The organism is Pseudomonas sp. Pseusp49 (genome assembly GCF_059491875.1).
The window spans coordinates 3998265-4024308 of sequence record NZ_CP168514.1 but is presented as its reverse complement, the minus strand read 5'-3'; the positions used below and the strand labels follow the sequence as shown (position 1 = coordinate 4024308).

The window sequence follows — 26044 nt, the reverse complement described above, 5'->3', positions numbered from 1 at the left end:
TGCCGCAGGCTGCGATCTTTTGAACTTGATTCGGGCCCGTCAAAAGCCAAAAGATCGCAGCCTGCGGCAGCTCCTACAAGGAAGGTCAGGTGCGTATCCCGCGTCCGCTGACCAGCAACCGTGTCGCGACCACCCTGAAGGCGATGGCCACACTGGGATGTGAAAATGCCAAGCGGCGCCCCAGGGCGCCGTTTTTTTACATCTGCCATACACCCCTTGTAGGAGCTGCCGCAGGCTGCGATCTTTTGATCTTGATTTGGGCCCGTTAAAAGCCAAAAGATCGCAGCCTGCGGCAGCTCCTACAGGATCCTTGTCAGACCAGCCAGGGATTTTCCGCCAGGTGCCGGGCTTCGAACTGGCGAATCTGCTCGGCCCGTTGCAACGTGGTGCCAATGGCATCCAGCCCCAGCAGCAACGATTGCTTGCGCAGTTCATCGATCTCGAACGGGATCACGTTGCCGTCCGCCAGTTCGATGGTTTGCTCCGGCAGGTTGACGCTGATTCGAGCCGTTGCCGGGTTGCTGGTCAACGCGGCAATCTGCTTGAGTTGTTCCTCGGTCAGCTGAATCGCCAACACCCCATTGCGCTGGCAATTGTCGTAGAAAATGCCGGCGAAACTGGTGCCGATCAGTGCGCGGATGCCCACTTGCTTCAGCCCCCAGACCGCATGTTCGCGACTCGAACCACAGCCGAAATTGGCACCCACCACCAGAAACGCAGCCTCGCTCCAGGCCGGTTGGTTGAAGATGAACCGCGGATCGGGTTCGCCGGACTCAAGGAACCTCAAGTCAAAGAACAGACCCTTGTCCAGGCCCTTGCGATCAATCCCTTTGAGGAACTGCTTGGGCATGATCACGTCGGTGTCGATGTTGGCGGCCAGAAGCGGGGCGGCGCTGCCGCTGACGATAGCGAAAGGTTGCATGGTTCAAGCCTCCAGCGCGAAGGTGCGCACGTCGGTCAAGTGCCCGGTAATCGCAGCGGCGGCGACCATGGCCGGGCTCATCAAATGGGTGCGCGCACCGGCGCCTTGCCGGCCTTCGAAGTTGCGGTTGGTGCTTGACGCACAACGATCACCGGGGGCGAGCACGTCGTCATTCATGGCCAGGCACATCGAGCAACCCGACTGGCGCCATTCAAAACCGGCATCGAGGAAGATCTGCGCCAATCCTTCGTCTTCGGCCTGGTCACGCACCATCGTCGAACCGGGAACAATCATGGCCCGCACGTGGGCCGCCACCCGTTTGCCGCGCACGACGCGGGCGACATCGCGCAGGTCCTCGATGCGCGCATTGGTGCACGAGCCGATGAAAGCGTGGCTGATCACCACGTCGCTGAGCGGCATGCCCGGCTCCAGGCCCATGTAGCTCAAGGCGCGTTGCATGCCCTGGCGCAGGATCAGGTCAGGCTGCGCGGCCGGGTCCGGCACATGCCCGCCCACCGGTGCGGCCTGATCGGGGCTGGTGCCCCAGGTGACCATGGGTTCGAGCGCCGCGACATCCAGGGTGACTTCGCGATCAAACACCGCCCCATCGTCGCTGTGCAGACCACGCCATGTTGCGACGGCCTGTTCCCACAGCTGGCCCCGGGGTGCACGGGGCTTGCGTTGCAGGTAGGCGAAGACCTTGTCGTCCGGGGCCATGAACGCGCCTCGGGCGCCGGCCTCGACGGCCATGTTGCAGATGGTCATGCGCGCTTCGACGCTGAGGTCGCTGATCGCCGGGCCGGCGAATTCGATGGCATAACCCGTGGCGCCCGAAGCGCCGATTTTCTCGATCAGGGCCATGATGATGTCCTTCGACGTGACGCCAGGCCCGAGCAGGCCATTGACCGTCACGCGCATCGTCTTCAGGCACTTGTAGACCAGGGTTTGCGAGGCCAGCAGGTGTTCGATTTCCGAGGTGCCGATGCCGAAACCGAAGGCACCCAGGGCACCGTAGGTGGTGGTGTGGCTGTCGCCGGCGGCAACGACCATGCCAGGCAGGATAAAGCCTTGTTCGGGGGCCACGACGTGCTCGATGCCCTGACGCTTGTCCAGCACATCGAACAGTTCGATGCCGAAGTCGCGGCAGTTTTCTTCGAAGTAGGACACCTGACGGGCGCCGCCAGCGTCCGGCATGGCGGCAACGCGTGTCGGCGCCGTGGGATTGACGTGGTCGACCACCGCCAGCGTCGCGCTCGGCCGCCAGGCTTTGCGACCTGCGTCGCGCATGCCGCTGAAGGCTTGCGGGCTGGTGTATTCGTTGGCGACCTGGCGGTCGATGTACAGCAGCACATGGCCCTGATCGTCGAGGGCGCAGACGGTGTGACTGTCGATATGTTTCTGGTAGAGCGTTCTGGGGCTGTGCATGGTGTGGGCTCTTGTTGTCATGCGAGATCACGGAAACGTACCCACAGCATATTCGTCGCAATTTCTGCATCAAGCGTCATTAAGTGAAGGCATTGAACACGTTGTGTGAATGATCGATGGCTGCCCCGGCGTAAAGAAATCACCTGGAACACTAGGGGAAATGCCGTAATCGATGGGGTTCTTATCAATATCCCGCCTGCGGGGGCTGCCTTAGGCTGTGGGCTTTTGGCAAACCAATGGGCGGAGTCGCCATGCGTTTTTTTGAACTGATCACTTTCACCGTGCGGGTGCGCACGGTGGCGCAAGCATTGGCGCAGATCGAGGCGGCGCTGGACGATCCGAACGTCGGCGGCACGCTGATGGGCTGCTGGGCCTCTGAGATCGGCCAGTTGAACCAGATCGCTGTGCTGCGCGGCTACGCAGATGAGCACCTCAGGCAAGCGGAACGCGAGCGTTTCCTGCTGGGGGGCGGGGCGTTTGGCGTCAACGAGTTCATCACCGATCTGCGCATCGAAAACTACACGCTGTTTCCCTTCCTCGAGCCCTTGAGTGCTGGCCAGCACGGTCCGTTCTATGAGTTGCGCGTTTACGATCTGGTCAGTAGCGGCTTGCAGCCGACACTCGACGGCTGGAGCAAAGCCATCGAGGCGCGAACCGCAGAGCAATATTCGCCGGTGTACGCGGCGTTTTATGCCACCGACGGCGCGCTGCCGCGTTATCTGCACATCTGGCCGTGGGCCACCCTTGAGCAGCGCTTGCAGGTGCGCACCCAGGCGGTCGCCGACGGCGTCTGGCCGCCGGAAAACTCCGGCCCGCAACTGCGCGACATGCGCTCGACGATCTACCTGCCGGCGAAGTTTTCGCCGTTGCAATGACGAGGGCTCGGCTGATGCGCAGTCGAGCGCTGCGCATTAGCGACGCGCCGGGAATGGCCCTGTAAACTGGCGGCGCAAAAGGCGCTTGCCTTACCCTTTCCAGCAAGAGAACTTCCAATGGCAAACCACGACCTGACCTTTACGCCTGACCTCGATGCCGATTCGATTTCCTCCGACGTCGTCGGTTTCGCCGGTGTGCTGGTCTCCACCCAGATCCCCACCCGTGCCGATGGCAGCCTGGAGCTTGGCGACATCACCCTGCAAAGCGAATGCACCCTGCAAGCGCTGAAGGTTGCGCTGGAACGTGCCGGCAGCTCCATGGACCGCGTGATGCACCTGACCATCTACCTCACCGACATGGCCGACCGCGCCGCGTTCAACGAGGTCTACAAGCGCTACTTCGCCAAGCCGTGGCCAGTGCGCGCCGCTGTCGGCGTTGCCTCGTTGGCGGTGGAAGGCATGCGCGTGGAAGTGACCGCGATGGCGGCCAAGGCCTGATCGCTGCGATACACACAAAACCCCTTGTGGGAGCGGGCTTGCCCGCGAAGGCGGCGTGTCAGCTTGCACAGGTGTTGACTGATCCAGCGCTTTCGCGAGCAAGCCCGCTCCCACAGTTGAATGTTGTTGTGCACAAATTCTGGGTACGACATGAAATCCCCTTGTGGGAGTGGGCTTGCTCGCGAAGGCGGCGTGTCAGCTTGCACAGGTGTTGACTGACCCAGCGCTTTCGCGGGCAAGCCCGCTCCCACAGTTAAATGTTGTTGTGCACAAATTCTGAGTACGACATGAAATCCCCTTGTGGGAGTGGGCTTGCTCGCGAAGGCGGCGTGTCAGCTTGCACAAGTGTTGACTGACCCAGCGCTTTCGCGGGCAAGCCCGCTCCCACAGTTGAATGTTGTTGTGCACAAATTCGGAGTACGACATGAAACCCCCTTGTGGGAGTGGGCTTGCTCGCGAAGGCGGCGTGTCAGCTTGCACAGGTGTTGACTGACCCAGCGCTTTCGCGGGCAAGCCCGCTCCCACAGTTGAATGTTGTTGTGCACAAATTCTGGGTACGACATGAAATCCCCTTGTGGGAGCGGGCTTGCTCGCGAAGGCGGCGTGTCAGCTTGCACAGGTGTTGACTGACCCAGCGCTTTCGCGGGCAAGCCCGCTCCCACAGTTGAATGTTGTTGTGCACAAATTCTGGGTACGACATAAAGCCCCTTGTGGGAGCGGGCTTGCTCGCGAAGGCGGCGTGTCAGCTTGCACAGGTGTTGACTGACCCAGCGCTTTCGCGGGCAAGCCCGCTCCCACAGTTGAATGTTGTTGTGCACAAATTCTGAGTACGACGTAAAGCCCCTTGTGGGAGCGGGCTTGCTCGCGAAGGCGGCGTGTCAGCTTGCACAGGTGTTGACTGACCCAGCGCTTTCGCGGGCAAGCCCCACAGTTGAATGTTGTTGTGCACAAATTCTGGGTACGACATAAAATCCCCTTGTGGGAGTGGGCTTGCTCGCGAAGGCGGCGTGTCAGCTTGCACAAGTGTTGACTGACCCAGCGCTTTCGCGGGCAAGCCCGCTCCCACAGAGGATCTTGGGCATTTGGCCGACGCCGATCAAATAATGTAGGAGCGAGGCTGGCCAGGCTTGCCCGAAACGCCACCGGGCAGCATACGGGTGCCGGTCGGGCGTTTCGCCGCTACAATGCACGCCTCGACCGTGACAAGCCTGACTAAAAAAACTATGTCTTTGCCCAAACATCACCTGGAATTGCTCAGCCCCGCCCGCGATGTCGCCATCGCCCGCGAGGCTATCCTGCATGGTGCCGATGCCGTGTACATCGGCGGCCCGAGCTTCGGCGCCCGCCACAACGCCTGCAACGAGGTGAGCGAGATTGCCGAACTGGTGGAATTCGCCCGTCGTTATCACGCGCGGATCTTCACCACCATCAACACGATCCTGCACGACAACGAACTGGAACCGGCCCGCCAGCTGATCCACCAGTTGTACGACGCCGGCGTCGATGCGCTGATCGTCCAGGACCTGGGTGTGATGGAGCTGGACATCCCGCCGATCGAGCTGCACGCCAGTACCCAGACGGACATCCGCACCCTGGAGCGGGCGAAGTTCCTCGATCAGGCCGGTTTCTCGCAACTGGTGCTGGCCCGTGAGCTGAACCTCAAGGAAATCCGCGCCATCGCCGACGAAACCGAAGCGGCCATCGAGTTCTTTATCCATGGCGCGTTGTGCGTGGCGTTTTCCGGCCAGTGCAACATTTCCCACGCGCAGACCGGGCGCAGCGCCAACCGTGGCGACTGCTCCCAGGCTTGCCGCCTGCCGTACACCCTCAAGGATGAAAAGGGTGGCGTGATCGCTTACGAAAAGCACCTGCTGTCGATGAAGGACAACAACCAGAGCGCCAACATCCGCGCGCTGGTCGAGGCGGGCGTGCGCTCGTTCAAGATCGAGGGCCGCTACAAGGACATGGGCTATGTGAAGAACATCACGGCCTACTACCGCCAGCGTCTCGACGACGTCCTCGAAGACCGCCCGGACCTGGCCCGCGCTTCCAGCGGCCGCACCGCGCACTTCTTCCTGCCTGACCCGGAAAAGACCTTCCACCGTGGCAGCACCGATTACTTCGTCACGGACCGCAAGATCGATATCGGCGCCTTTGACTCGCCGACCTTCACCGGTCTGCCGGTGGGTGTGGTCGAGAAGGTCGCCAAGCGTGACATGCAGGTCGTGACGCACGAACCGCTGTCCAACGGTGACGGCCTCAACGTGCTGGTCAAGCGTGAAGTGGTGGGGTTCCGCGCCAACATCGCCGAACCCAAGGGCGAATTCGAGGAGGACGGCGAGAAGCGTTATCGCTATCGCGTCGAGCCCAACGAGATGCCGGAGGGGATGTACAAGCTGCGCCCCAACCATCCGCTGAATCGCAATCTCGATCACAACTGGCAACAGGCGCTGCAACGGACCTCTGCCGAGCGTCGCATCGCCCTGAGCTGGGTCGCTCGCCTGCGTGAAGAACAGCTGGAGCTGACCGCGACCAGCGAGGAGGGCATCAGCGCCAGCGTCACCCTGGCCGGCCCGTTCGGCGCGGCCAACAAGCCGGAGCAGGCGCTGGAGCAATTGCAGGATCTGCTCGGCCAGTTGGGGACCACCCAGTACCACGCGATCGACATCAAGCTGGATGCGCCGCAGGCGTTCTTCATCCCGAACTCGCAGCTCAAGGCCTTGCGCCGTGAAGTGATCGAGGCCTTGACCCAGGCGCGGGTCGCCGCCCACCCGCGCGGCAGCCGCAAAGCCGAAACCACGCCGCCGCCGGTGTACCCGGAGTCGCACCTGACCTTCCTGGCCAACGTCTACAACCAGAAGGCTCGCGACTTCTATCACCGCCATGGGGTCAAGCTGATCGACGCGGCCTACGAGGCCCACGAGGAAGCCGGCGAAGTGCCGGTGATGATCACCAAGCACTGCCTGCGTTTCTCCTTCAACCTGTGTCCGAAACAGGCCAAGGGCGTGACCGGCGTGCGCACCAAGGTCGCGCCGATGCAGCTGATTCATGGCGATGAAGTGCTGACGCTGAAGTTCGATTGCAAGCCGTGCGAAATGCACATCATCGGCAAGATGAAGGGCCACATCCTCAACCTGCCGCAACCGGGCAGCGTGGTCGGTCACATCAGCCCCGAAGACCTGCTCAAGACCATCCCGCGCGCACCGCACTGAGTGACCGGCGAGCGCGCCGCAACGGCGCGCTCACCTGTTGTTCAAAATCCCGTGTAATTGAAGTAGACGACTGCCACGGCAACCGCGAGGCCAAAGGCTGCCAGGGCTTTTGCCTGTGCGCTGGCCTGAAATCCACTCGCCGCCTGCTCAAGGGGATGCGCGTACGCGGTGGGGTCCTGGCGGCGCTGCCGCATGGCCCGATAGCTATAGCGCAAGCCGATCAGCAGGGAAATGGCGATCAGGCCGAGGATCAGCCTGCGTATCGGTGGTTTTCCAGTGGCAGCCAGGCTGCCCTCGTGTTCACAGGCCGGACTCCCGAACTCCACCACGGAAATCGGTTGGTAGGCCGCCGGGGACTGCTTTGCATCCTGCAGCGCCGCCATCTGCTCCAGATCCAGTGCCTGATACTTCCACAGTGTCGACGATCCTTCCCGGCAGTAAGTGAACGCAACGGGGCTCGAGGCGCCGATGACGCACGCGTCATTGATGCCGATTTTTTTCAGGGTTTCGGTCGCAGACCGGGTGAAGTCCAGTTCGAGGACAGGAATGACGCCGTTGGCAGACACCGCGACCGACACCAGCAGGCCCGCCATGGCGCAGAGGATTGATAGTTTCAAGGTATGGGCGTCCTCGTTTGTAGTTTTTTTTGTTTTAAACGCGGAGTCTGGTTGCAACCTGCTCTTGCTGGAGTCTAGACGCTGGCGACAAACCCGCAGCTGCAGTCGTTGCTATCCACAGGTCTCGAGGACGGCTTTTTCAGCTCGTTTGAATTCCTGTTTGATGTCGGTGGGGATGCGTTGCTTTTTGAGTTCCTGGCCGAGGAAGGGTTGATCGCTTCGGGAGTGGACCTCGGCGTCTTCGGCCGTTATCTGTGCTTCGATGGCGGCGGCGTGTTTGTCGATGACGGCATTGACCTCGGCTTCGTTCCTGGCCGTATCGAGTGCCAGGACCAACTGGCCGGCCTCGGCTTTTTCGGCCTCGGCATAGGCTTCGACCGTCAACCCGGAGGCCAGGGCTCGCGCCTGGGTTTCCAGGCCGTTGAGATGCTCCCGGGCAGCCCTGCAGACCGCTTCCTGTCGCTGGCTCTCGATGTGTTCCCAGGTGTTCAGTCCATAAATCGCGGCCCCGACCACCAGAATGGTTGCAAAGGTGCCCATCAGTTTGCCTTTCACATTTTGCGCCCTCAAATGGCAAAGGAAGGGTGTTGAGCAAATGATTCCTGATTCCATCCCCTAAAGGAAAAGCGTAGCAGACGTGATCGGGCCGAATGTGCGCCGACCACTTCTCCGGGACCCGGCTGAACACTAAGCGTCTGTTTTAAAAAACAAATTGTTTTATTGGGGCTTCCCAGACGAGACAAAAGTTGGTAAATTGCCGCCCACTCTTGCACAGGTCCTCAGGGAACCAGTCACGCAAGCAGGCAACAGCACTTGTTGCCACTCAAGAAAGCGAGTGCCTGGCACTCATCGCAACAGATACAGGGGCGTCGCCAAGCGGTAAGGCAGCAGGTTTTGATCCTGCCATGCGTTGGTTCGAATCCAGCCGCCCCTGCCATTTTTTCTTCCTGCTCAATCAGAAAACACTCGACCGACGGTTGTTATTCGTCGATTCGCCGGTTTTTTGCGCTCGTTGTCCATGTCCCGGATGCTCCCTTGCAAACCAGCGTGCAGCCAAGGCTCGCGGACGTTCTTTGTGCGCGTCTGATGAAGATTTTCTGAGTGATCCGGCCGTCTGTCACTGAACCAGAGCTGCGCTGTAGTTGTTTCTACACAGCGCTTACACTGAAGATGCCGGGCAATTCCTAACTCTCAAGTCAAGAAAAGGACGCCTCAAATGAAAGTCAGTGCACGCAACGTATTCAAAGGCAAGGTCAGCCAGGTCCAGCCGGGCGCGGTCAACGCTGAAGTGGTGTTGACCCTGGCGGGCGGCGAGCAACTGGTTGCCGTCGTTACCATGGAAAGCATCAAGAGCCTGGGCATCGCCGTCGGCAAAGAAGCCGTCGCGCTGATCAAGGCACCCTGGGTGATGTTGATGACCGAATCGAGCGACATTCGCCTGTCGGCGCGTAACTGCCTGGAAGGCAAGGTGCTGAGCGTGACCGACGGTGCGGTCAATGCTGAAGTGGTGATCGAGCTGGCTGGCGGTTCGAAGGTCTATTCGATCGTGACCCGCGATGCGGTGGCAGAACTGGGTCTGGCAACCGGCGTCAGCGCCACGGCCGTGATCAAGGCTTCCCACATCATTCTGGGCGTTCCGGCCTGATCACACGCCGGCATTGTTCACTGATCCCCGTGATCCATTGCTTGATGGATCACGGGGATTTTTTGTATCTGCCTCCCGTTCCCCGGCCGCGTGGGTGCCTCTAGCGAAAGCGCTCCGGGATGGCCTCGGCAAACGGATACCAGGCAAACCAGGGCCTTGCCTCGTCGATCACCCGCTTGACCGAGGGTCTTTCCGTCAACCTGTCGAAATAAGCGCTCAGGTGGCGCTGATCGTCGGCAAAGGGGACGAGGGTGCTGGCGTAGAACAGCGCCGGGGCGGCGGCGCAATCGGCCATGCTGAATGCCGGGCTGGCCACCCAGGTTTTTGCCGCCAGTTGCCGTTCAAGCAGGCCGTACGCCGTTGTCAGCGCGGCGCGCTCGCGGGTCAGGTCGCCGTTGGCGGCGTTCAGGCGGTCTGCGACGATCTTCTGCATCGGCACCTGGACATGGAGGTCGAAAAAGCGATCCCACAGCCGCACTTCCAGGGCGGCTTCCCAATCGTGGGGAATCAGGTGCGCCTGGCCGGTATGAAGCCGGTCCAGATATTCAATGATCACACTCGACTCCGGCACGTTCTTTTGCCGGGTGTGATCGCGAAGCACCGGGAACTTGCCGATTGGCCACAGCGCTTGAAGTTCGGCCCGGTCGACGTCGTTGCCCAGGTCGATAACCCTTTTTTCAAACTCGATGTCCAGTTCATAGAGGGCGATCAACGCTTTGTGGCAGAACGACGAGAGCGGGTGGAAATAAAGAGTCAGTGACATCCTTCCATTCCTCGGTGAGATGCAAACCGCTTCATTATCCGTCGCCATCGGCCAATGCGCGAGGCGCTCCATCATGATGTCCGGTGCGGGCGGTTCGGGTTAGAGTGTAGATCCTGGCCTGAATATCAGGCATGCCACGTTCAGGGTCATACCGCCATGCACCAGATCGGACTCATCGTTTATCCCGGTTTTCAGGTTCTGGGGCTGGCCATGTGTGCTGCCTTCGAATTGGCCAACAGTGCCGGTGACGAGCCGTTGTACCGCATTGCCTTGTTGTCCGAGCCGGGTGGCCTGGTGCAAACGTCCGCCGGTTTTGCCGTGCAGACCGAAGCGTTCGATCAGCGCGCGTTCGATACGCTGCTGGTCCTGGGCGACAACCTGATCCGCCCGACCACTGCGGGCATGCTGGCGTTCTTGCGCCGCGCCAGTCATGGCACCCGACGCCTGGGCTCGATTTGCACGGGGGCGATTGCCTTGGCGGAGGCCGGTTTGCTTGATGGTCGGCGGGCGACCACCCACTGGGCGCATGTGCCGGCCTTTCGCAAGGCGTACCCGAACGTGAAGGTCGAGCAAGACCGGATCTTCGTCAATGATGGTCATCTGTGGACGGCGGCGGGCATGAGCGCATGCGTGGACCTGGCGTTGGCGCTGGTGGAGCAGGACCTGGGCGCCGACCTTGCACGCAAGGTGGCGCGGCAACTGGTGGTGTACCACCGGCGTTCCGGCGGACAGTCGCAGTTTTCAGTGATGCTGGAACTGGCCCCCAAGACCGATCGGATTCAGGCCGCGCTGAACTACGCCCGGCAGAATCTCAAGTCCGCGTTGTCGGTCGAGGAGCTGGCCAGCGCGGCCAATCTCAGCCCCCGGCAATTCAGCCGGGTGTTTCATGCCGAAACCGGCCAGTCTCCGGCCAAGGCCATCGAACGCCTGCGGGTCGAGTCGGCTCGGTTGATGATGGAAAGCGGACGGCACTCCATCGATGTGGTGGCGACGGACACCGGTTTTGGTGACCGGGAGCGGATGCGTCGTGCTTTCATTCGTGCCTTCGGGCAACCGCCGCAGGTGATTCAGCGGGCCAGTCGGGGTTGATTTAATGATGTCCTGAAAAGTGGTGTATACGACATTCAAGCCTTAATATGATGGGCGTAATCTGGATCTCGTTGAAACCCTTCCCTCAGTGAGATCACCGCCATGACCATTGTCAAAGCCGCCGCCGTACAAATCAGTCCCGTTCTTTACAGCCGTGAAGGCACCGTCGACAAAGTGGTGCAGAAGATTCTCGAACTCGGTGAACAGGGCGTGCAATTTGCCGTGTTCCCGGAAACCGTCGTGCCGTACTACCCGTACTTTTCCTTCGTACAGTCGCCGTTCGAAATGGCCGCCGAGCACCTCAAGCTGCTGGACCAGGCAGTCACCGTGCCTTCGCCGGCCACCGATGCCATCGGCGCGGCAGCCAGGCAAGCAGGCATGGTCGTGTCCATCGGCGTCAACGAGCGTGATGGCGGCACGCTGTACAACACGCAGTTGCTGTTCGATGCCGACGGCTCGCTGATCCAGCGTCGCCGCAAGATCTCCCCGACCTACCATGAACGCATGATCTGGGGCATGGGCGACGGTTCCGGCCTGCGGGCCGTCGACAGCGCGGCAGGGCGCATCGGGCAACTGGCCTGCTGGGAGCATTTCAACCCGCTGGCCCGCTATGCCTTGATGGCCGATGGCGAACAGATCCATGCGGCGATGTACCCGGGGTCGTTTGCAGGTCCCCTGTTCGCCTCGCAAATGGAAGTCAGCATTCGCCAGCATGCCCTGGAGGCTGCGTGTTTCGTGGTCAACTCCACGGCATGGCTGTACCCCGAGCAACAGGCGCAGATCATGGCGGATACCGGCTGCGCCATCGGCCCGATATCCGGCGGTTGCTATACCGCGATCATCAGCCCGGATGGCACGGTGCTGGGTTCGTTGCAGGAAGGTGAGGGCGAGGTGATCGCCGACCTCGACATGGGCCTGATCGACAAGCGCAAACGCATGATGGATTCCCGCGGCCACTACAGTCGCCCGGAACTGCTGAGCCTGCTGATTGACCGTACACCGCACGCCCATGTGCATGAACGCAATGCGCATTCGACGCTGGCCGAACAGACCGGGATGGAAGAAGTGATGGGGTAGGTTGTTCAGGCAACTGCGGGGAGCCTGACACCCCGCGGTGCTCTCGGGTTTTTCGCGAGCAGGCTCGCTCCTACAGGGCCTCGTTGTTTGGTGGTGCACGCGCTCCCCTGTAGGAGCTGCCGAAGGCTGCGATCTTTTGATCTTGATCTTCAGCAATCTCCAGATCGCAAAAGCAAGATCAAAAGATCGTCCGAACGCGGCCCGAGCCTGCGGCAGCTCCTACAGATATTTCGTGATCTGTCAGCGACGCCAGAAGTAACGCGTCAGCAAGGCATCGAGGCTGAGCTTGCCGGCACCGGACAGCAACAGCGGAGTGAGGGCCACAAGGTAGATCAAGGGCAGCTTGAAGTTGCCGTAACCCTTGTTGCTGATGGCGTAACCTTGGGCAAGTTCACTCAGGGTGTGCCAGTCGGCGGGCCAATGCACGGCGGCGGTGGCGACGAGGGTCACCACCATCAGGCTCAACGCCGAGAAACGCGTGCCCAGGCCCAGCAGTAAGGACATGGAAAAGATCAGTTCGGCCCACATCGACAGTTCCCAGTTCAGCGTCGCCGGAAGGTGGTCGAACGGAAACGGGAAGCGCTCCTGGATATCGGTGAACCAGTTCTGGCCGTTGAATTTTTCCAGGCCTGACTCGAGGAATTCCCAGGCAAGGAACACTCGCAGCGCCAGGGGCGCAACCCAGTTGCCGGCGCGGTCGAGGTTCAGGTTCAGGCCTTTGACGGCCGAGGAAATGGAGGTGTTCATGGACGATGATCTCCTTCAGGTCGGGGAGACGGGGCAAGGGCATGCCCCGTGAGTTGAGCGCTTTGATCGGCCAGGCCAATCGACCGGCGTATTTCATCAACGGGGTGTATCTGCGGTGTGTCGTTGGGGTGGGGTTTTGCGTGCGGGGTGTGTCCGGGGCGGGGCGGTATACATTGAGATACGTAACCATGAGATTTTTCATCCAGTGCACAACCATTGTGGGAGCGGGCTTGCTCGCGAAAGCGGTGTGTCAGCCAGACTGATGTTGCCTGACACACCGCTTTCGCGAGCAAGCCCGCTCCCACAGGGGGATCACCGGTGCGAAGCGTGACGCTCCGGGGAAATTGCTATACATTTTCCGGCCGCCCACTGCATGGTGAAACCGCTTCATGTCTCTCGCGCTCGAACGTCTAGTCGCTGGTACGCCCATCCCTTTTGCCGGCAATCGTGTCACTGTCGTCAGCCCCGAACTGGCGCAACGCTTCCAGCCCGGTGATCATCTGCTGGTGGAGCAGGTCAGCGGCGAGTTGTTGTTGATCCCCGTGGCGGACCAGCAAGCGGCCAACGTCGCGATCGAGCGTGCTCAAGCGGCGTTTACCGCGCTGTCGGCGGTGTCCGATCAAGCGATCAGCGCCTTCTTCGACCTGTTTGCCCAACGCCTGGAAACCCCGGAATGCTGGACCTTGATCGAGGCTGCCAACCTGGCCGACATCGAACGGGCCAAGGCGCGCGGTCGTTCGACCACCCGGTTGCTGGCCGATGAGCGCATGCGTCGCGACATGATCGCCGGCCTGCGCGCGTGGCGTGATGCTGCGGCCAGTCGGGGCAAGGTGATCAGCTGCGTCGAGCACGATGGCTGGAAAGTCGAGCAAGTGGTCTCGCCGTTGGGCATTGTCGCGTTCGTCTTCGAAGGCCGGCCGAATGTGTTTGCCGATGCGGCCGGTGTGTTGCGCACTGGCAACACCGCCGTGCTGCGCATCGGCAGTGATGCGTTGGGCACCGCCCAGGCGATCGTTACCCATGCACTGAACCCGGCACTGAGCGACGCCGGCTTGCCGGCCGGTGCGGTGTCGCTGGTGGAAAGCGTCAACCACGCCGCCGGTTGGGCGATGTTCGCTGACCGGCGCCTGTCACTGGCGGTAGCCCGTGGTTCGGGGCGTGCCGTCAGCCAGTTGGGCAGCATCGCGCAGCAGGCCGGCACGGCGGTCAGCCTGCACGGCACCGGTGGCGCCTGGCTGATCGCCAACGCCGATGCCGACGCCCGGCGTTTTGCCGCCGTGGTGCGCAACTCCCTGGACCGCAAAGTCTGCAACACCCTGAACGTCTGCCTGATCCACCGCGACCGCGCCGCTGAACTGGTGCCGCTGTTTCTCGATGCACTCAAGCAGGCCGGCGCCGCGCGGGGGCAGGGCTGCAAGCTGCACATCGTAGAAGGCAGCGAGTCGCATCTGCCGCAAGACTGGCTGGCTGCCACGGTCGAGGTGTACCGCGCCGAGGGCTATCAGACCGAAGCCCAGGCCGAGCCGTTGCCGGAAGATCAATTGGGCCGCGAATGGGAGTGGGAAGAAACCCCGGAAGTCAGCCTGAAAATCGTCGACGACCTGGACAGTGCCATCGCCTTGTTCAATCGCTACAGCCCGCAGTTCACCGTGTCCTTGATCAGTGAAAGTGCCGACGCCCAGGAGCGTTTCTACAACGCGGTCAACGCGCCTTTTGTCGGCAATGGCATCACCCGTTGGGTCGACGGCCAGTACGCGTTGAACAAGCCTGAACTGGGCCTTTCGAACTGGGAGAGCGGGCGCCTGTTTGCGCGCAGTGCGATTCTCTCGGGCGATGGCGTGTTCACCATCCGTAGCCGCATGACCCAGATCGATCTGGGCGTCAAACGCTGAGACAGTGGAACCCGTGACCGCTGCAAGGGCGGTCACTTTTTTCAACAACCGGTGGTTCCGGTCAAGCGGCTTTGATCGCCTTGGCCGATACCGCACAAGTGCCCGGATGCTCGACCAGCGACACAAAGCTGCGGCTGTCGGCATCCAGCGCATCGATCGAACCGGTCTCGATGTCGTACACCCAGCCATGCAGGTTCAACAGGCCTTTTTCCTGGGCCAGCCGCACGCTCGGGTGCGTCTGGATGTTGGCCAGTTGGGCGATGACGTTTTCCCGCACCATCGAACTGACCTTGGCCGCTTCGCTGGCATGTGGCCGGGCTTCGTTGATCACTTTCGCCGACTCGGCGTGTTGCAGCCAGCCGCTGACGGCGGGCAGGTGATCCATGCAGGTGCACTTGGCCACCGCCGTCATGGCGCCGCAGTCCGAATGGCCGCAGATCACGATGTCGGTCACGCCGAGCACCGCGACGGCGTATTCGACCGTGGCCGATACGCCACCCGGATGCGGGCTGTAGGACGGCACGATGTTGCCGGCGTTGCGGATCACGAACAGTTCACCGGGCTCTTGCTGGGTCAGCAGTTCCGGCACGACACGGCTGTCGGAGCAGGTGATGAACAGCGTGCCCGGATGCTGGGTGGTGGCCAGGTGTTTGAACAGGTCGGTACGTTGCGGAAAGGCTTCTTTCTGGAACTTCAGGAAACCGTCGATGAGCGCTTTCATGATCGTGTCCTCATGGGTGGGCAGGGTTCGGCCCGCACGGAGCGTATGGGCCGGTATCAACTTAGAAAGGGCGCAGTGGCAGGAACTTGCCGTCGAGGGTGATGACGGCGCGGGAGCCGCCTTCCGGATCTTCGACTTTCTTCATGTCGAGCTTGAAGTTGATCGCGCTGATGATGCCGTCGCCGAACTGCTCATGGACCAGGGCTTTGAGGGTGGTGCCGTAGATCTGGATCATTTCGTAGAAGCGGTAGATGGTCGGGTCGGTCGGCACACCCGAGAGGCTGCCGCGCAGCGGGATGATCTGCAACCGGGCCACGGCGTCGGCGTCCAGTTCGAGTTTATCGCCGACCACTTTGGCGGCGCTTTCCGGTAGCGGGTGCTGACCGAGCAGGGCGGCGGTGACGTAGGCCAGGCTCAAACCGGTGCCATCGGCGAGGTCCTGCCACGACAGGTTCTTGCGCGCCTTGGCATCAAGGACAGAAGTGGTCAGGGCCAGGCTTGGGTCGTTGTAGGCGTGGGACTGTTGCATGGTGATTCTCCTATCGGGAGTGGCGTTGCTTGGGTGTGGGGCCATCTTCTGCCGATCCATCCATAGCGTCCAAGACCGATATATAATGCAATGCATAAGCACTGCCTATAGATGGAGAGTCCGATGTTGCTTCGCCATTTGCGTTACCTGCTGGCGGTGGCCGACCAGGGCGGTTTCACCCGCGCCGCCGAAGTGCTGCATGTGTCCCAGCCGACCTTGTCGCAGCAGATCCGCCAACTGGAGGAATCACTGGGTGTGAGCCTGTTCGACCGCACCTCGCGCACGGTCAGGCCCACCGATGCCGGCCAGGCTTACATTGAATGCGCGCGGCGGGTACTGGTGGAGCTGGAGGCGGGCAGGCGTGCGTTGCATGACGTAAAGGATTTGTCCCGCGGCACCTTGCGCCTGGCCATGACACCGACCTTCATGGCTTATCTGGTCGGGCCGTTGGTGCGCGACTACGTGGCGCGCTACCCGAACATTCACCTGGAGATTTTCGAGCTGTCGATGGACGGGATCGAAGCCGGGCTGGCGGATGATTCGCTGGACATCGCGATTGCGTTTGATCAGGTGCGCAGCACCGACATCGAATCGATCCCGGCGTTTACCGAGACCCTGGGGTTGATGGTCGGGCGCGATCACCCGCTTTACGAGCATCAGGACGCGTTGTCCGCGCAAGAGGTGGCTCAACTGGAGTTTGCGCTGTTGACCCCGGACTACATCACCCGCACCTGCATCGATGAGTTTTTCGCCAAGGCGCAGATCACGCCCAAAGTGGTGATTGAAGTGAACTCGGTCAACACGCTGCTGGAAGTCATCCGGCATTCCGCCATCGCCACCATCCTGCCGGAACCTATCGCCACGCAGGATCGGGCATTGCGCAAGCTTTCCATGCAGGGGGCAGCGCCGGAGCGCGGGGCTGCGTTGCTGCGGCGCAAGAACAACTACCACAGTGCGGCGTCGGTGGCGTTTGTGGAGCTGGTGTTGGGAATGGATTTTTCTTGACTACTACAACTCCCCCTGTGGGAGCGGGCTTGCTCGCGAAGGCGGTGTATCAGTCAATACTTATGTTGAATGACACACCGCCTTCGCGAGCAAGCCCGCTCCCACAGTTGATCTTTGTACGGGCATAAAAAAGGCCTGCTCCTTAATGGGAGCAGGCCCTGTTTTTCAATAAGTCAGTGACGACTCATTCAATTAGTAGAACCGGTCAATCACCCGAACTTCGTTCTGATTCTGCATCGAGGCCCAGGCCTGTTTCAGGGTTTGCAGAACATTACCGATGAAGTCCTTGTCGGCTGCGGCCTTCTTGCCGACATAGCCCTGGCCGCGACGGTACATCTTCAGTCGGGCCAGCAGGTTCTGGTTGTTCTGGTCGAACTCTGCTTCATGGGCGTGCGGCGACAGGCAGTCGATATGAACCTGGCCACACTTGCTGATCCAGAGAATATGGCTGTCGTGGCTGTCTTTCTTTGCAGCGAACATACGAGCCAGTTCATCGATAGTTGGTTGATTGTTCAGATTCATCATAAAGCCCCTTGACCAATTGGTGATCTTTCAAAGTTGATTCGCTAATACAGGTAGCCCATCGGTTAGTTGATCCCTGGCACCGAAACCAGGACGTCAGCGTTCGACCGCCTTATCGGGCGGGGTCCTGCGTCTGTTGCATGTAGTCGTGTTGAATAACTGCTACGCAATAGCGTCACAACGAAGAGAAGCGGCGAAAACCTTAAGGCCACTGCCGACATTTTCAGGGTCGGCCACAAGCATCATGAGGATTGCTCGCCAAGACTTCTCGCCCTTGTACTGGACGTTCAGGCCAGGTCAGCTTCTTCAATCTGCCTTGTGGGCAGCGTGTATCCGGGAAAAACAGCTCGGCGGTCAGACGAGCTTGCTCAAACGTGTTGCCTGTACTCCCGATCGGGGAGACGTCTGCATCATGCAAGGGCAAAACGGAGGCGTCAACGGTTTTGTAGTGATTATTTTCAGTCACTACATATTGTCGGACAAAGCTGTTCGGAATTAGCGAGGGGAGTCGAGGGCGTGTCGATCAGGACGACAAAGGCGGACACGCAAAGCGGTAAAAAGTGCAGGGATGACCGTCTACCTGCTGCTGATGCAAGGTGAACGCGCCAACGCCGAGCCCCGGCATCACGCTGGCCCAGAACAGGCGTGCTGGCTGATTCGCCTCGAGATGGAAAATCTGCCATTGACCGGGGAATTGACTCAAGAGGGTGGACACGACAAATCGCGCGACACCCCGGCCACGAAAGCGTCGACTGACAAACAGATAGCCGATGTTGTAGTCGGCAGCGGGGAGGTGAGTCCGGTTATCCACGGTCACGAAGCCGGCCAGTTCCCCGTCGACCTTGATCAGATAAGGGCGGGTGGCCGGGTGTCGCCAGTACTCCGGCATGGGCAGGATGTTGAAGAATCCGGATTCACCCAGTTTTAGCGGCAGCCATTCGCTGAAGTCGTAGGTGTAGAACTGCATCAGGTTTTCGATGGTTTCCAGTTCGTCGCGTTGGGCGGCGTGCAGTGCTATCGAAGACATACGGGGGGGGCTCCCGATCGGCCAAGGGACACATTTGATTATGGTCGGCGTCGCACGAACTGTGGCGAGGGAGCTTGCTCCCGCTGGACCGGTCCGCGTTCGGGCGCAGCAGGCCCATTCATTTTGTTAGGGAATGGGGCCGCTCTGCGGCCCAACGGGAGCAAGCTCCCTCGCCACAAGGGCTCAGTCTCAGGTCTACGTTTTGACTGCCGGCTTTGCCCTGCGCTTGGCGCCGCTCGCGGGTTTGCGCGGGGGGCTCTTGCGCTTTTTCTTCCAGGGGGCTGCGGCGGATCCGCTGGGCGGCGGACCGCTGATGGTCAGGCTCAGTCCGGCGCAACGGCTGACCTGCTTGCTCATCCACGCCGCCTGTTTGGTGACGAACTCTTCCAGGCTCATGTCTCCGCTTTGCACCATGTCCAGGGCCTGTTCCCAGATCGCCGTGGTGCCCGGGTCGGCGATGGCCCGGGGCACGGCGTCGATCAGGCTGAACGCGGCCGGCGTGGCGGCCAGGGCCTTGCCGTTCTTGACCAGATAACCACGGTCGAGCAGGCCCTGGATGATCGACGCACGGGTCGCTTCGGTGCCGATGCCGGTGGTGTCCTTGAGCTTTTGCTTGAGCAGCGGGTCTTCCACCAGTTTGGCGACGTTCTTCATGGCCTTGATCAGATCGCCTTCGGTGAACGGCTTTGGCGGTTGCGTCCAGAGGTCCTTGAGTTGCACGCCGGCCACTGCGCAATCGATGCCTTCGGCCAGGTTGGGCAGTGTCTGTGGCGCTGGAGCTTCGCGTCCCTTGGTCGCAGCCAGTGCCTCGGGCAGGGCGCGTTTCCAGCCCGGCTCGATGATCTGCTTGCCGACAGCGCGCAAGGGTTCGCCGGCGCAATCGAAGTCGGCCTGGGTGCGGTCGTACTCGTGATTGGGCAGGAACTGCGCCAGATACCGCGCGCGGATCAGTGTGTAGACCGCGCGCTGCTTGCCCGCCAGCTTGTCGAGGTTCTTCGCCGCTGCGGTGGGGATGATGCCGTGGTGAGCGCTGACCTTGGCATCGTTCCAGGCCCGTGAGCGCCGTTGCGGATCGAGGTGATCGTGCAAGGCGTTCAGCGCCGGGTCGGCCTGGCGCAGCGCCGCCAGAATGGCCGGTGCCTCGCTGTGCTGGCTGAGGGGCAAGTAGCCGCAATCACTGCGCGGATAGGTGATGACTTTGTAGGTTTCGTACAGCGCCTGGGCGATGTCGAGCGTTTCCTGGGCGCCGAGGCCGAGTTTCTTTGAGCAGACCTCCTGCAGGGTGCCCAGGTCGAACGGCAGCGGGGCCACTTCGCGCATCCGTTCGGTGCGCAACTTGACCACCCGCGCACTGGCCGCACCGCGCATGGCGTCTGCCGCTTGTCGGGCCAGCGCCTGGTTCAGGCAGCGGTCCTGATCGTCGCAAACCTCGGATGTCGCGCGCCATTGCGCGGTGAACGCGGTGCCGTTGTGCAGCAGTTGCACATCGATGGCCCAATAGGGGACGGGCACAAAGTCGGCGATGCTGCGATCGCGATCCACCACCAGGCGCAAGGTCGGTGTTTGCACCCGGCCCACCGGCAACACGCCTTGATAGCCGGACTGGCGCCCCAGCAAGGTGAACAGCCGGCTCATGTTCATGCCGATCAGCCAGTCGGCCCGGGAACGCCCCAGGGCCGAGTGATAGAGGCTGAACGTCTCGTTGCCCGGTTTCAGTGCCGCGAGGGCCTTGCGGATGGATGCATCGTCCAGGGCCGACAACCAGAGGCGGCGGATCGGCCCGCGATAGCGGCAATGCTCCACCAGTTCCCGGGCGATCATCTCGCCCTCGCGGTCGGCGTCCGTGGCAATGATCAGTTCGCTCGCCTCACCGAGCAGGCGCTTGACCGCCTTGTACTGGCTGGCGGTGCGTGGCTTGACGGTCATTTTCCACTTTTCGGGAATGATCGGCAGGTCGGCCAGCACCCAGCGCTTGTAGCGCGCGTCGTAGGCATCCGGCGGTGCGGTTTCCAGCAGGTGGCCGATGCACCAGGTCACCGTGACGTCTGTTCCCAGCCAACAGCCATCGCCCCGGCGCCGGGCGCCGAGCACGGCTGCAATGTCTTTGGCCTGGGAAGGTTTTTCACAGAGGTACAGCCGCATAACCACCATCGTCGATCTATGTGTCAGGGGTGCACAGAATGGCGCTTGATGGACGCTGGAGCAATCTTTATCTGTATGGATGTACAGTTTTATATGTCGTGCCGACGGACTGTGCCGGCAGGCTCCGTTCGGCTGTGAAGCCATCGGGAGGGGGAAACTTGGGTTATACCTGATAAGTCGTGGTCTCAGGTTTTGGGGCTGCTGCGCAGCCCATCGCGGGCAAGCCACGCTCCCACAGCATCGATTTGCAGGTCCATCACCGTCATGAGGAACGTTTTCCATGAAAAGCTCCGGTCCTAGCCCTGTCATCACCATCGCCGAGCAGCCTGGCTGTCTGCTGGTGAGGTTCCACGGCATTCAGGTCGCCGCTTCGGCTCGCGCGCTGGTGTTGCTGGAAGCCAACTACCCGCCGGTGTACTACGTGCCGCGGGAGGATATCGACGAGAAATATTTCGCCCGCACCGACCACACCAGCTATTGCCCGTACAAGGGCGATGCGAGTTATTTCAGTCTGCAGGTGCCGGGGCATGAGAGTGCCAACGCGGTGTGGAGCTACGAAGACCCCAAGGTGTCGGTGGAGCAAATCCGCGGATACCTGGCGTTCTACCCGGATCAGGTGAAGTTCGAGTTGCTTGACGCCGAAGTTTGATTGGAGCTGATCGCCGCGACGAGGGAGCCAGCTCCCTCGTCGGCAGGCATGACCTCAGTTCTTGTCGAGGTCGACGTTACGCGTCTCACGCAGGCATATCATCCCCACCACCAGGCTCACCCCTGTGATCACCACCGGATACCACAGCCCGTAGAAGATGTCCCCGGTGTACACCACCAGCGCGAACGACACCGTCGGCAGGAAACCGCCGAACCAGCCGTTGCCGATGTGGTAGGGCAGGGACATCGAGGTATAGCGGATGCGGGTCGGGAACAGTTCGACCATCAACGCCGCCAGCGGGCCGTAGCACATGGCCGAGATGATGATCAGCGCGACAATCAGCGCCACGATCATCGGTTTGTTGATCTGTTGCATGTCCGCCTGTTGCGGGTAGCCGGCGAGGGTCACGGCGCCGCGCAGGGCGGCTTCGTCGAAACCATCGATCTTCACGTCACCGACGCTCACCTGCACGCCACTGCCGGCCGGGGCCGCTGCGCTCTGGTAGGGCAAGCCCTGCTTGACCAGGAAGGTCTTGACCTTGTCGCACGGGCTGTCGAATTTCGCCTTGCCCACCGGGTCGAACTGGAAGGTGCAGGTGGCCGGGTCGGCCATCACGGTGATCGGTGCCTGGCGGCTGGCCTGGTCGATGGCCGGGTTGGCGTAGTGGGCCAGGGTCTTGAAGATCGGGAAGTACAGCGCTGTGGCCAGCAGCAGGCCGATCATCAGCACCGGTTTGCGTCCGACCTTGTCCGACAGCCAGCCAAAGAAAATGAAGAAAGGGGCGCCAATGGTCACGCTGACAATCAGCAGGCCGTTGGCCACGGCCGGGTCCATTTTCAGGAACTGGGTGAGGAAGAACAGCACATAGAATTGCGCGGCGTAGAAGGTCACCGCTTGCCCGGCATTGATGCTGAACAGCGCGATCAACACCACCTTGAGGTTTTCCCATTTGCCGAAGGAATCGCGAATCGGCTGTTTGCACAGCTTGCCTTCCTCTTTCATTTTCACGAAGGCCGGCGACTCGTGCAGGCTCAGGCGAATCCAGGTGGAGATGCCCAGCAGCACGATGGAAAACAGGAACGGAATGCGCCAGCCCCAGACTTCGAACTGATCGCCGGTGAAGTAGCGGCAGCCCAGCACCACCAGCAGCGAGAGCAGCAGGCCCAGGGTCGCGGTGGATTGAATCCAGCTGGTGTGGAAGCCGCGCTTGCCCATGGGCGCGTGTTCGGCGACATAGGTCGCGGCGCCACCGTATTCACCGCCCAGGGCCAGGCCCTGGAGCATGCGCAGCACCACCAGGATGATCGGCGCGGCGATGCCGATGCTGGCATAGGTCGGCAGCAGCCCGACACAGAACGTCGCCAGGCCCATGAGGATGATGGTGGCGAGGAAGGTGTACTTGCGCCCGATCATGTCCCCCAACCGACCGAACACCAGCGCGCCGAACGGCCGGACGATGAAACCGGCGGCGAAGGCCATCAGCGCAAAGATGAACGCCGTGGTGTCGTTGACCCCGGCGAAGAACTGTTTGCTGATGACCGCCGCGAGGGCGCCATAGAGGAAAAAGTCGTACCACTCGAAAACGGTCCCGAGGGACGACGCGAAGATGACTTTCTGGGTTTCCTGGCTGGTGCCCGCGCTGCGCACGGCTTCCAGGGGCTGAACGTGTTCTGACATACCGGTATCCCTCACAGTGATTGTTTTTGTTGTTCCACTGTCGGCGCCGGCCTTGTGGGCGGGTGCCGCTACTGTCCATGCATCGGGTTTGCTTATGTACTCGTTCGTTGAATGGCCGGTGTAGGAGCTGCCGAAGGCTGCGATCTTTTGATCTTGTTCTTAAAGATCAAAAGATCGCAGCCTTCGGCAGCTCCTACGGGGGCCGTGTGTGGTTTTCAGGCGTTGGTGGGGATCTCCTTTTCCGGGGCAAAGGTCCTTGTTTCGGGGTTGAGGATCAGTTGAGCCGCTTTCTCTGCAATCATCAGCGTCGGCGAGCAGGTGTTGCCGGAGGTGATGCGCGGCATGATCGAGGCATCGGCGATGCGCAGGCCGGGGATGCCATGGACCTTGAGTTGCGCATCGACCACGGCGTCGGCGTCGTTGCCCATGCGGCAGGTGCCCACGGGGTGGAAAATCGTGGTGCCGATGCGCGCGGCGGCTTCGTGCAGTTGTTCCTCGCTTTGCAGGCTGGCGCCGGGCAGGTATTCCACCGGATTGAAGGCGCGCAGGGCCGGGGCGGCGACGATGCGCCGGGTCAGGCGAATGGCGTCGGCGGCGACCCGCAGGTCTTCCGGGTGGCTCAAATAATTGGGCTGGATCAGCGGTGCTTGTTGCGGATCCGCCGAGCGGATATCCACCCGGCCACGGCTTTGCGGGCGTAGATCGCAGACCGATGCGGTGAACGCCGGGAACCCATGCAGCGGTTCGCCAAAGCGCTCCAGCGACAGCGGCTGCACGTGGTATTCGAGGTTGGCTGATGTCTGTTCCGGCCCCGAGCGGGCAAAGGCGCCCAACTGGCTCGGCGCCATGGACAGCGGGCCGCTGCGGTCATACAGGTAGCGCAGGCCCATGCCCAGCTTGCCCCACAGGCTGCCGGCCATCTGGTTCAGGGTGCGGGCATTTTCCAGCTTGTAGATCAGGCGCAGTTGCAGGTGATCCTGCAGGTTGCCGCCGACACCGGGCAGCTCATGGGCGACGCCAATGCCCAGCCGTTCCAGCAGTGGGCGCGGGCCGATGCCGGAGCGTTGCAGGATGCCCGGCGACCCGACCGAACCGGCACAGAGGACGATCTCCTTGCGCGCCTTGAAGGTCTTCACCGCGCCTTGCCAGCGGGCGCTGACTGCCGAGGCGCGGCCATTGTCCAGCAGCACACGGTCGACTTCGACACCGGTCAGCACTGTGAGATTGGGGCGTTGGCGAATCGGCTTGAGAAACGCCTTGGCCGCGTTCCAGCGGATGCCGGCTTTCTGATTGACCTGGAAGTAGCCGCAACCTTCGTTGTCGCCCTGGTTGAAGTCATCGATGCTGGCGATGCCGCTTTGTTCGGCAGCATTGCGGAAGGCGTCGAGAATCGGCCACGACAGGCGCTGGCGTTCGACGCGCCATTCACCCGCGTCGCCGTGAAATTCGGCGGCGCCGGCGAAGTGGTTTTCACTCTGCTTGAACAGCGGCAACACGTCTTGCCAGCTCCAGCCGGGGTTGCCGTCGGCGGCCCAGCGGTCGTAGTCACCGGCCTGGCCGCGCATGTAGATCATGCCGTTGATGGAGGAGCAGCCGCCCAGTACCTTGCCTCGCGGATAGCTCAGGGCGCGACCTTGCAGGCCCGGTTGCGCTTCGGTCTTGAAGCACCAGTCGGTGCGCGGGTTGCCGATGCAGTACAGGTAACCCACGGGGATGTGAATCCACGCGTAGTTGTCGCGGCCGCCGGCTTCAAGCAACAACACGCGATGTTTAGGGTTGGCCGACAGTCGATTGGCCAGCAGACACCCGGCCGGCCCGGCTCCGACCACGATGTAATCGTATTCATCAAGGGAAGCCTGCATCCCTGACCTCGTTTTGTTGTTCTTGTTGTCTGTCATCCTAGTTGTTAGCTTTCGTCAAAAGAATGTTAGTTTTTGCGCAGCCGCTGTGCGTTTTTAAACAGCATCCCGAACGGCAACGAACAAGGACGCTTCATGTTCGACTGGAATGACCTGCGGTTTTTTCTCGAGTTGCAGCGCAGCGGGCGTTTGCTCACGGCTGCCCGGCGCTTGAACACCACCCATGCCACCGTGGCGCGGCACATCGAGGCCATCGAAAAGAGCCTCGGTACGGCATTGTTCGTCCAGCATGCCCAGGGTTATGAGATGACCCCGGCGGGCGAGGCGTTGCTCAAACACGCCGAGGCGATGGAGAACGTGGCGCTGCTGGCCCAGGAGGAAATCACCCAATCCACCGCGCCGCTGGGCAAGATCCGCGTCGGCGTGACCGAAGGGCTGGGCATCATGTTTCTCGCCAGTCGCATGAACGGCTTGTTCGAACGCTATCCGGGGCTGGAAGTGGAGCTGGTGGCGGTGCCGCGGTTTGTCAGCATCCTCAACCGCGAGGCGGAAATCAGCATCCACCTCGAACGCCCGGCCGCCGACATGCTGGTCACCCGCAAGCTCACTGACTATCGCCTGGCGTTGTATGCCAGCCAGGAGTACCTCGATCGTTCGCCGCCGTTGCGCAGTCGCGAGGATCTGGGGCGTCATGCCTGGATCGGCTACGTCGACGACTTGCTGTTCAGCCAGGAACTGATGTTCCTCAACAGCTTCTGCCGCAACCCGCAGGTGGTGTTTCACAGCACCAGCGTGATCGCCCAGCAACAGGCTGCGCGCTCGGGTCTGGGGATCGCGGTGCTGCCGTGTTACATGGCCAGTGCCGATCCGGGGCTGGTGCCGCTGTTGCCGGACGAAAGCATCCAGCGCAGTTACTGGATCAGCACTCGCCGGGAGTTGCACAAGTCGGTGCGGTTGCGGGTGCTTTGGGATTATGTGGTGGAGTTGTGTGAGCGGGAGCAGGGGTTGCTACTGGGTGGCTGACCTGACGCCATCGCGGGCAAGCCCGCTCCCACAGGTTTTTGTGCTGTCCACTCCAACTGTGTAACGCAGCAGATCCCTGTGGGAGCGGGCTTGCCCGCGAAGGCTGCAAAACATCCAATATCCATCTT

General features: G+C 61.5%; 23 protein-coding genes and 1 tRNA gene. 11 read left to right on the top strand and 13 right to left on the bottom strand.

The annotated features are described in order from the left end of the window. Positions 1-313: 313 nt before the first annotated feature. Both leuD and leuC read right to left on the bottom strand, forming a co-directional pair. Positions 314-922 carry a 3-isopropylmalate dehydratase small subunit gene (gene leuD / locus ACEN83_RS17930; RefSeq protein ID WP_495577927.1) on the bottom strand — a complete coding sequence of 203 codons (609 nt, stop codon included), beginning with the start codon at positions 920-922 and terminating at the stop codon, positions 314-316. Positions 923-925: 3 nt separating this feature from the next. Beyond that, complete coding sequence (gene leuC / locus ACEN83_RS17925) at positions 926-2347, bottom strand: 3-isopropylmalate dehydratase large subunit (protein WP_495577926.1); 1422 nt, start codon at positions 2345-2347, stop codon at positions 926-928. Between the two features lie 251 nt (positions 2348-2598). Between leuC and ACEN83_RS17920 the strand changes: the two genes are divergently transcribed. From ACEN83_RS17920 to ACEN83_RS17910, 3 genes are all read left to right on the top strand, one after another. Continuing rightward, on the top strand, positions 2599-3222 hold the full coding sequence (locus tag ACEN83_RS17920) for an NIPSNAP family protein (protein WP_495577925.1): 624 nt from the start codon (positions 2599-2601) through the stop codon (positions 3220-3222). Between the two features lie 117 nt (positions 3223-3339). Beyond that, positions 3340-3720 carry a RidA family protein gene (locus tag ACEN83_RS17915; protein ID WP_116582778.1) on the top strand — a complete coding sequence of 127 codons (381 nt, stop codon included), beginning with the start codon at positions 3340-3342 and terminating at the stop codon, positions 3718-3720. Positions 3721-4943: 1223 nt separating this feature from the next. Continuing rightward, complete coding sequence (locus ACEN83_RS17910) at positions 4944-6932, top strand: peptidase U32 family protein (protein ID WP_495577924.1); 1989 nt, start codon at positions 4944-4946, stop codon at positions 6930-6932. A 41-nt stretch (positions 6933-6973) separates the two neighbouring features. Here ACEN83_RS17910 and ACEN83_RS17905 read toward each other — a convergent pair whose 3' ends face one another. Together ACEN83_RS17905 and ACEN83_RS17900 are read right to left on the bottom strand one after the other, a co-directional pair. Further along, positions 6974-7549 (bottom strand): hypothetical protein, encoded by a 576-nt coding sequence (locus ACEN83_RS17905; RefSeq protein ID WP_495577923.1) that lies wholly within the window; start codon positions 7547-7549, stop codon positions 6974-6976. 111 nt (positions 7550-7660) lie between these two features. Then, positions 7661-8089 carry a hypothetical protein gene (locus ACEN83_RS17900; RefSeq protein WP_007980517.1) on the bottom strand — a complete coding sequence of 143 codons (429 nt, stop codon included), beginning with the start codon at positions 8087-8089 and terminating at the stop codon, positions 7661-7663. A gap of 322 nt (positions 8090-8411) precedes the next feature. On the opposite strand from ACEN83_RS17900, the gene ACEN83_RS17895 reads away from it, so the two are divergent. Further along, positions 8412-8486: transfer RNA gene (locus ACEN83_RS17895), tRNA-Gln, on the top strand. A gap of 279 nt (positions 8487-8765) precedes the next feature. Further along, positions 8766-9194 carry a TOBE domain-containing protein gene (locus tag ACEN83_RS17890; protein WP_008021531.1) on the top strand — a complete coding sequence of 143 codons (429 nt, stop codon included), beginning with the start codon at positions 8766-8768 and terminating at the stop codon, positions 9192-9194. 100 nt (positions 9195-9294) lie between these two features. On the opposite strand, the gene ACEN83_RS17885 is transcribed toward ACEN83_RS17890, so the two are convergent. Next, complete coding sequence (locus ACEN83_RS17885; RefSeq protein WP_495577922.1) at positions 9295-9957, bottom strand: glutathione S-transferase family protein; 663 nt, start codon at positions 9955-9957, stop codon at positions 9295-9297. Positions 9958-10113: 156 nt separating this feature from the next. Here ACEN83_RS17885 and ACEN83_RS17880 point away from each other — a divergent pair, with 156 nt between their 5' ends. Further along, positions 10114-11046, top strand: coding sequence for a GlxA family transcriptional regulator (locus ACEN83_RS17880; protein ID WP_495577921.1), 933 nt, complete (start codon positions 10114-10116; stop codon positions 11044-11046). Between the two features lie 102 nt (positions 11047-11148). Then, positions 11149-12123: a nitrilase-related carbon-nitrogen hydrolase gene (locus ACEN83_RS17875; protein WP_495577920.1), complete on the top strand. Its 975-nt coding sequence runs from the start codon at positions 11149-11151 to the stop codon at positions 12121-12123. A 240-nt stretch (positions 12124-12363) separates the two neighbouring features. Here ACEN83_RS17875 and ACEN83_RS17870 read toward each other — a convergent pair whose 3' ends face one another. Further along, positions 12364-12870 (bottom strand): HvfX family Cu-binding RiPP maturation protein, encoded by a 507-nt coding sequence (locus ACEN83_RS17870; RefSeq protein ID WP_495577919.1) that lies wholly within the window; start codon positions 12868-12870, stop codon positions 12364-12366. A 389-nt stretch (positions 12871-13259) separates the two neighbouring features. Here ACEN83_RS17870 and ACEN83_RS17865 point away from each other — a divergent pair, with 389 nt between their 5' ends. Beyond that, positions 13260-14762 (top strand): aldehyde dehydrogenase family protein, encoded by a 1503-nt coding sequence (locus ACEN83_RS17865; protein ID WP_495577918.1) that lies wholly within the window; start codon positions 13260-13262, stop codon positions 14760-14762. Positions 14763-14823: 61 nt separating this feature from the next. Here ACEN83_RS17865 and ACEN83_RS17860 read toward each other — a convergent pair whose 3' ends face one another. Together ACEN83_RS17860 and cynS are read right to left on the bottom strand one after the other, a co-directional pair. Then, a complete protein-coding gene (locus ACEN83_RS17860) occupies positions 14824-15483 on the bottom strand; it encodes a carbonic anhydrase (protein ID WP_095967594.1) in 660 nt (219 codons plus the stop codon). A 61-nt stretch (positions 15484-15544) separates the two neighbouring features. Beyond that, the gene (gene cynS, locus ACEN83_RS17855; protein WP_007971791.1) at positions 15545-16012 is read right to left on the bottom strand and encodes a cyanase; all 468 of its coding nucleotides are present in this window, start codon (positions 16010-16012) and stop codon (positions 15545-15547) included. Positions 16013-16135: 123 nt separating this feature from the next. Between cynS and cynR the strand changes: the two genes are divergently transcribed. After that, positions 16136-17017: a transcriptional regulator CynR gene (cynR, locus tag ACEN83_RS17850; protein WP_495577917.1), complete on the top strand. Its 882-nt coding sequence runs from the start codon at positions 16136-16138 to the stop codon at positions 17015-17017. Positions 17018-17209: 192 nt separating this feature from the next. Here the strand turns inward: cynR and ACEN83_RS17845 are convergent, their stop codons facing one another. The 3 genes from ACEN83_RS17845 to ACEN83_RS17835 all read right to left on the bottom strand — a co-directional run bounded on the left by ACEN83_RS17845 (position 17210) and on the right by ACEN83_RS17835 (position 20708). Further along, positions 17210-17539: a hypothetical protein gene (locus ACEN83_RS17845; protein WP_043302583.1), complete on the bottom strand. Its 330-nt coding sequence runs from the start codon at positions 17537-17539 to the stop codon at positions 17210-17212. Between the two features lie 523 nt (positions 17540-18062). Beyond that, complete coding sequence (locus ACEN83_RS17840; protein ID WP_116582788.1) at positions 18063-18566, bottom strand: GNAT family N-acetyltransferase; 504 nt, start codon at positions 18564-18566, stop codon at positions 18063-18065. Between the two features lie 195 nt (positions 18567-18761). Further along, on the bottom strand, positions 18762-20708 hold the full coding sequence (locus ACEN83_RS17835) for a DNA topoisomerase III (RefSeq protein ID WP_495577916.1): 1947 nt from the start codon (positions 20706-20708) through the stop codon (positions 18762-18764). Between the two features lie 280 nt (positions 20709-20988). Between ACEN83_RS17835 and ACEN83_RS17830 the strand changes: the two genes are divergently transcribed. Further along, positions 20989-21357 carry a DUF427 domain-containing protein gene (locus ACEN83_RS17830; protein ID WP_008046975.1) on the top strand — a complete coding sequence of 123 codons (369 nt, stop codon included), beginning with the start codon at positions 20989-20991 and terminating at the stop codon, positions 21355-21357. Positions 21358-21411: 54 nt separating this feature from the next. Here the strand turns inward: ACEN83_RS17830 and ACEN83_RS17825 are convergent, their stop codons facing one another. Next, positions 21412-23034 (bottom strand): MFS transporter, encoded by a 1623-nt coding sequence (locus ACEN83_RS17825; RefSeq protein WP_104447437.1) that lies wholly within the window; start codon positions 23032-23034, stop codon positions 21412-21414. 215 nt (positions 23035-23249) lie between these two features. Then, complete coding sequence (locus tag ACEN83_RS17820) at positions 23250-24896, bottom strand: GMC family oxidoreductase (protein WP_495577915.1); 1647 nt, start codon at positions 24894-24896, stop codon at positions 23250-23252. Positions 24897-25028: 132 nt separating this feature from the next. Between ACEN83_RS17820 and ACEN83_RS17815 the strand changes: the two genes are divergently transcribed. Then, positions 25029-25916 (top strand): LysR family transcriptional regulator, encoded by an 888-nt coding sequence (locus ACEN83_RS17815; RefSeq protein ID WP_116582791.1) that lies wholly within the window; start codon positions 25029-25031, stop codon positions 25914-25916. Positions 25917-26044 lie beyond the last annotated feature (128 nt).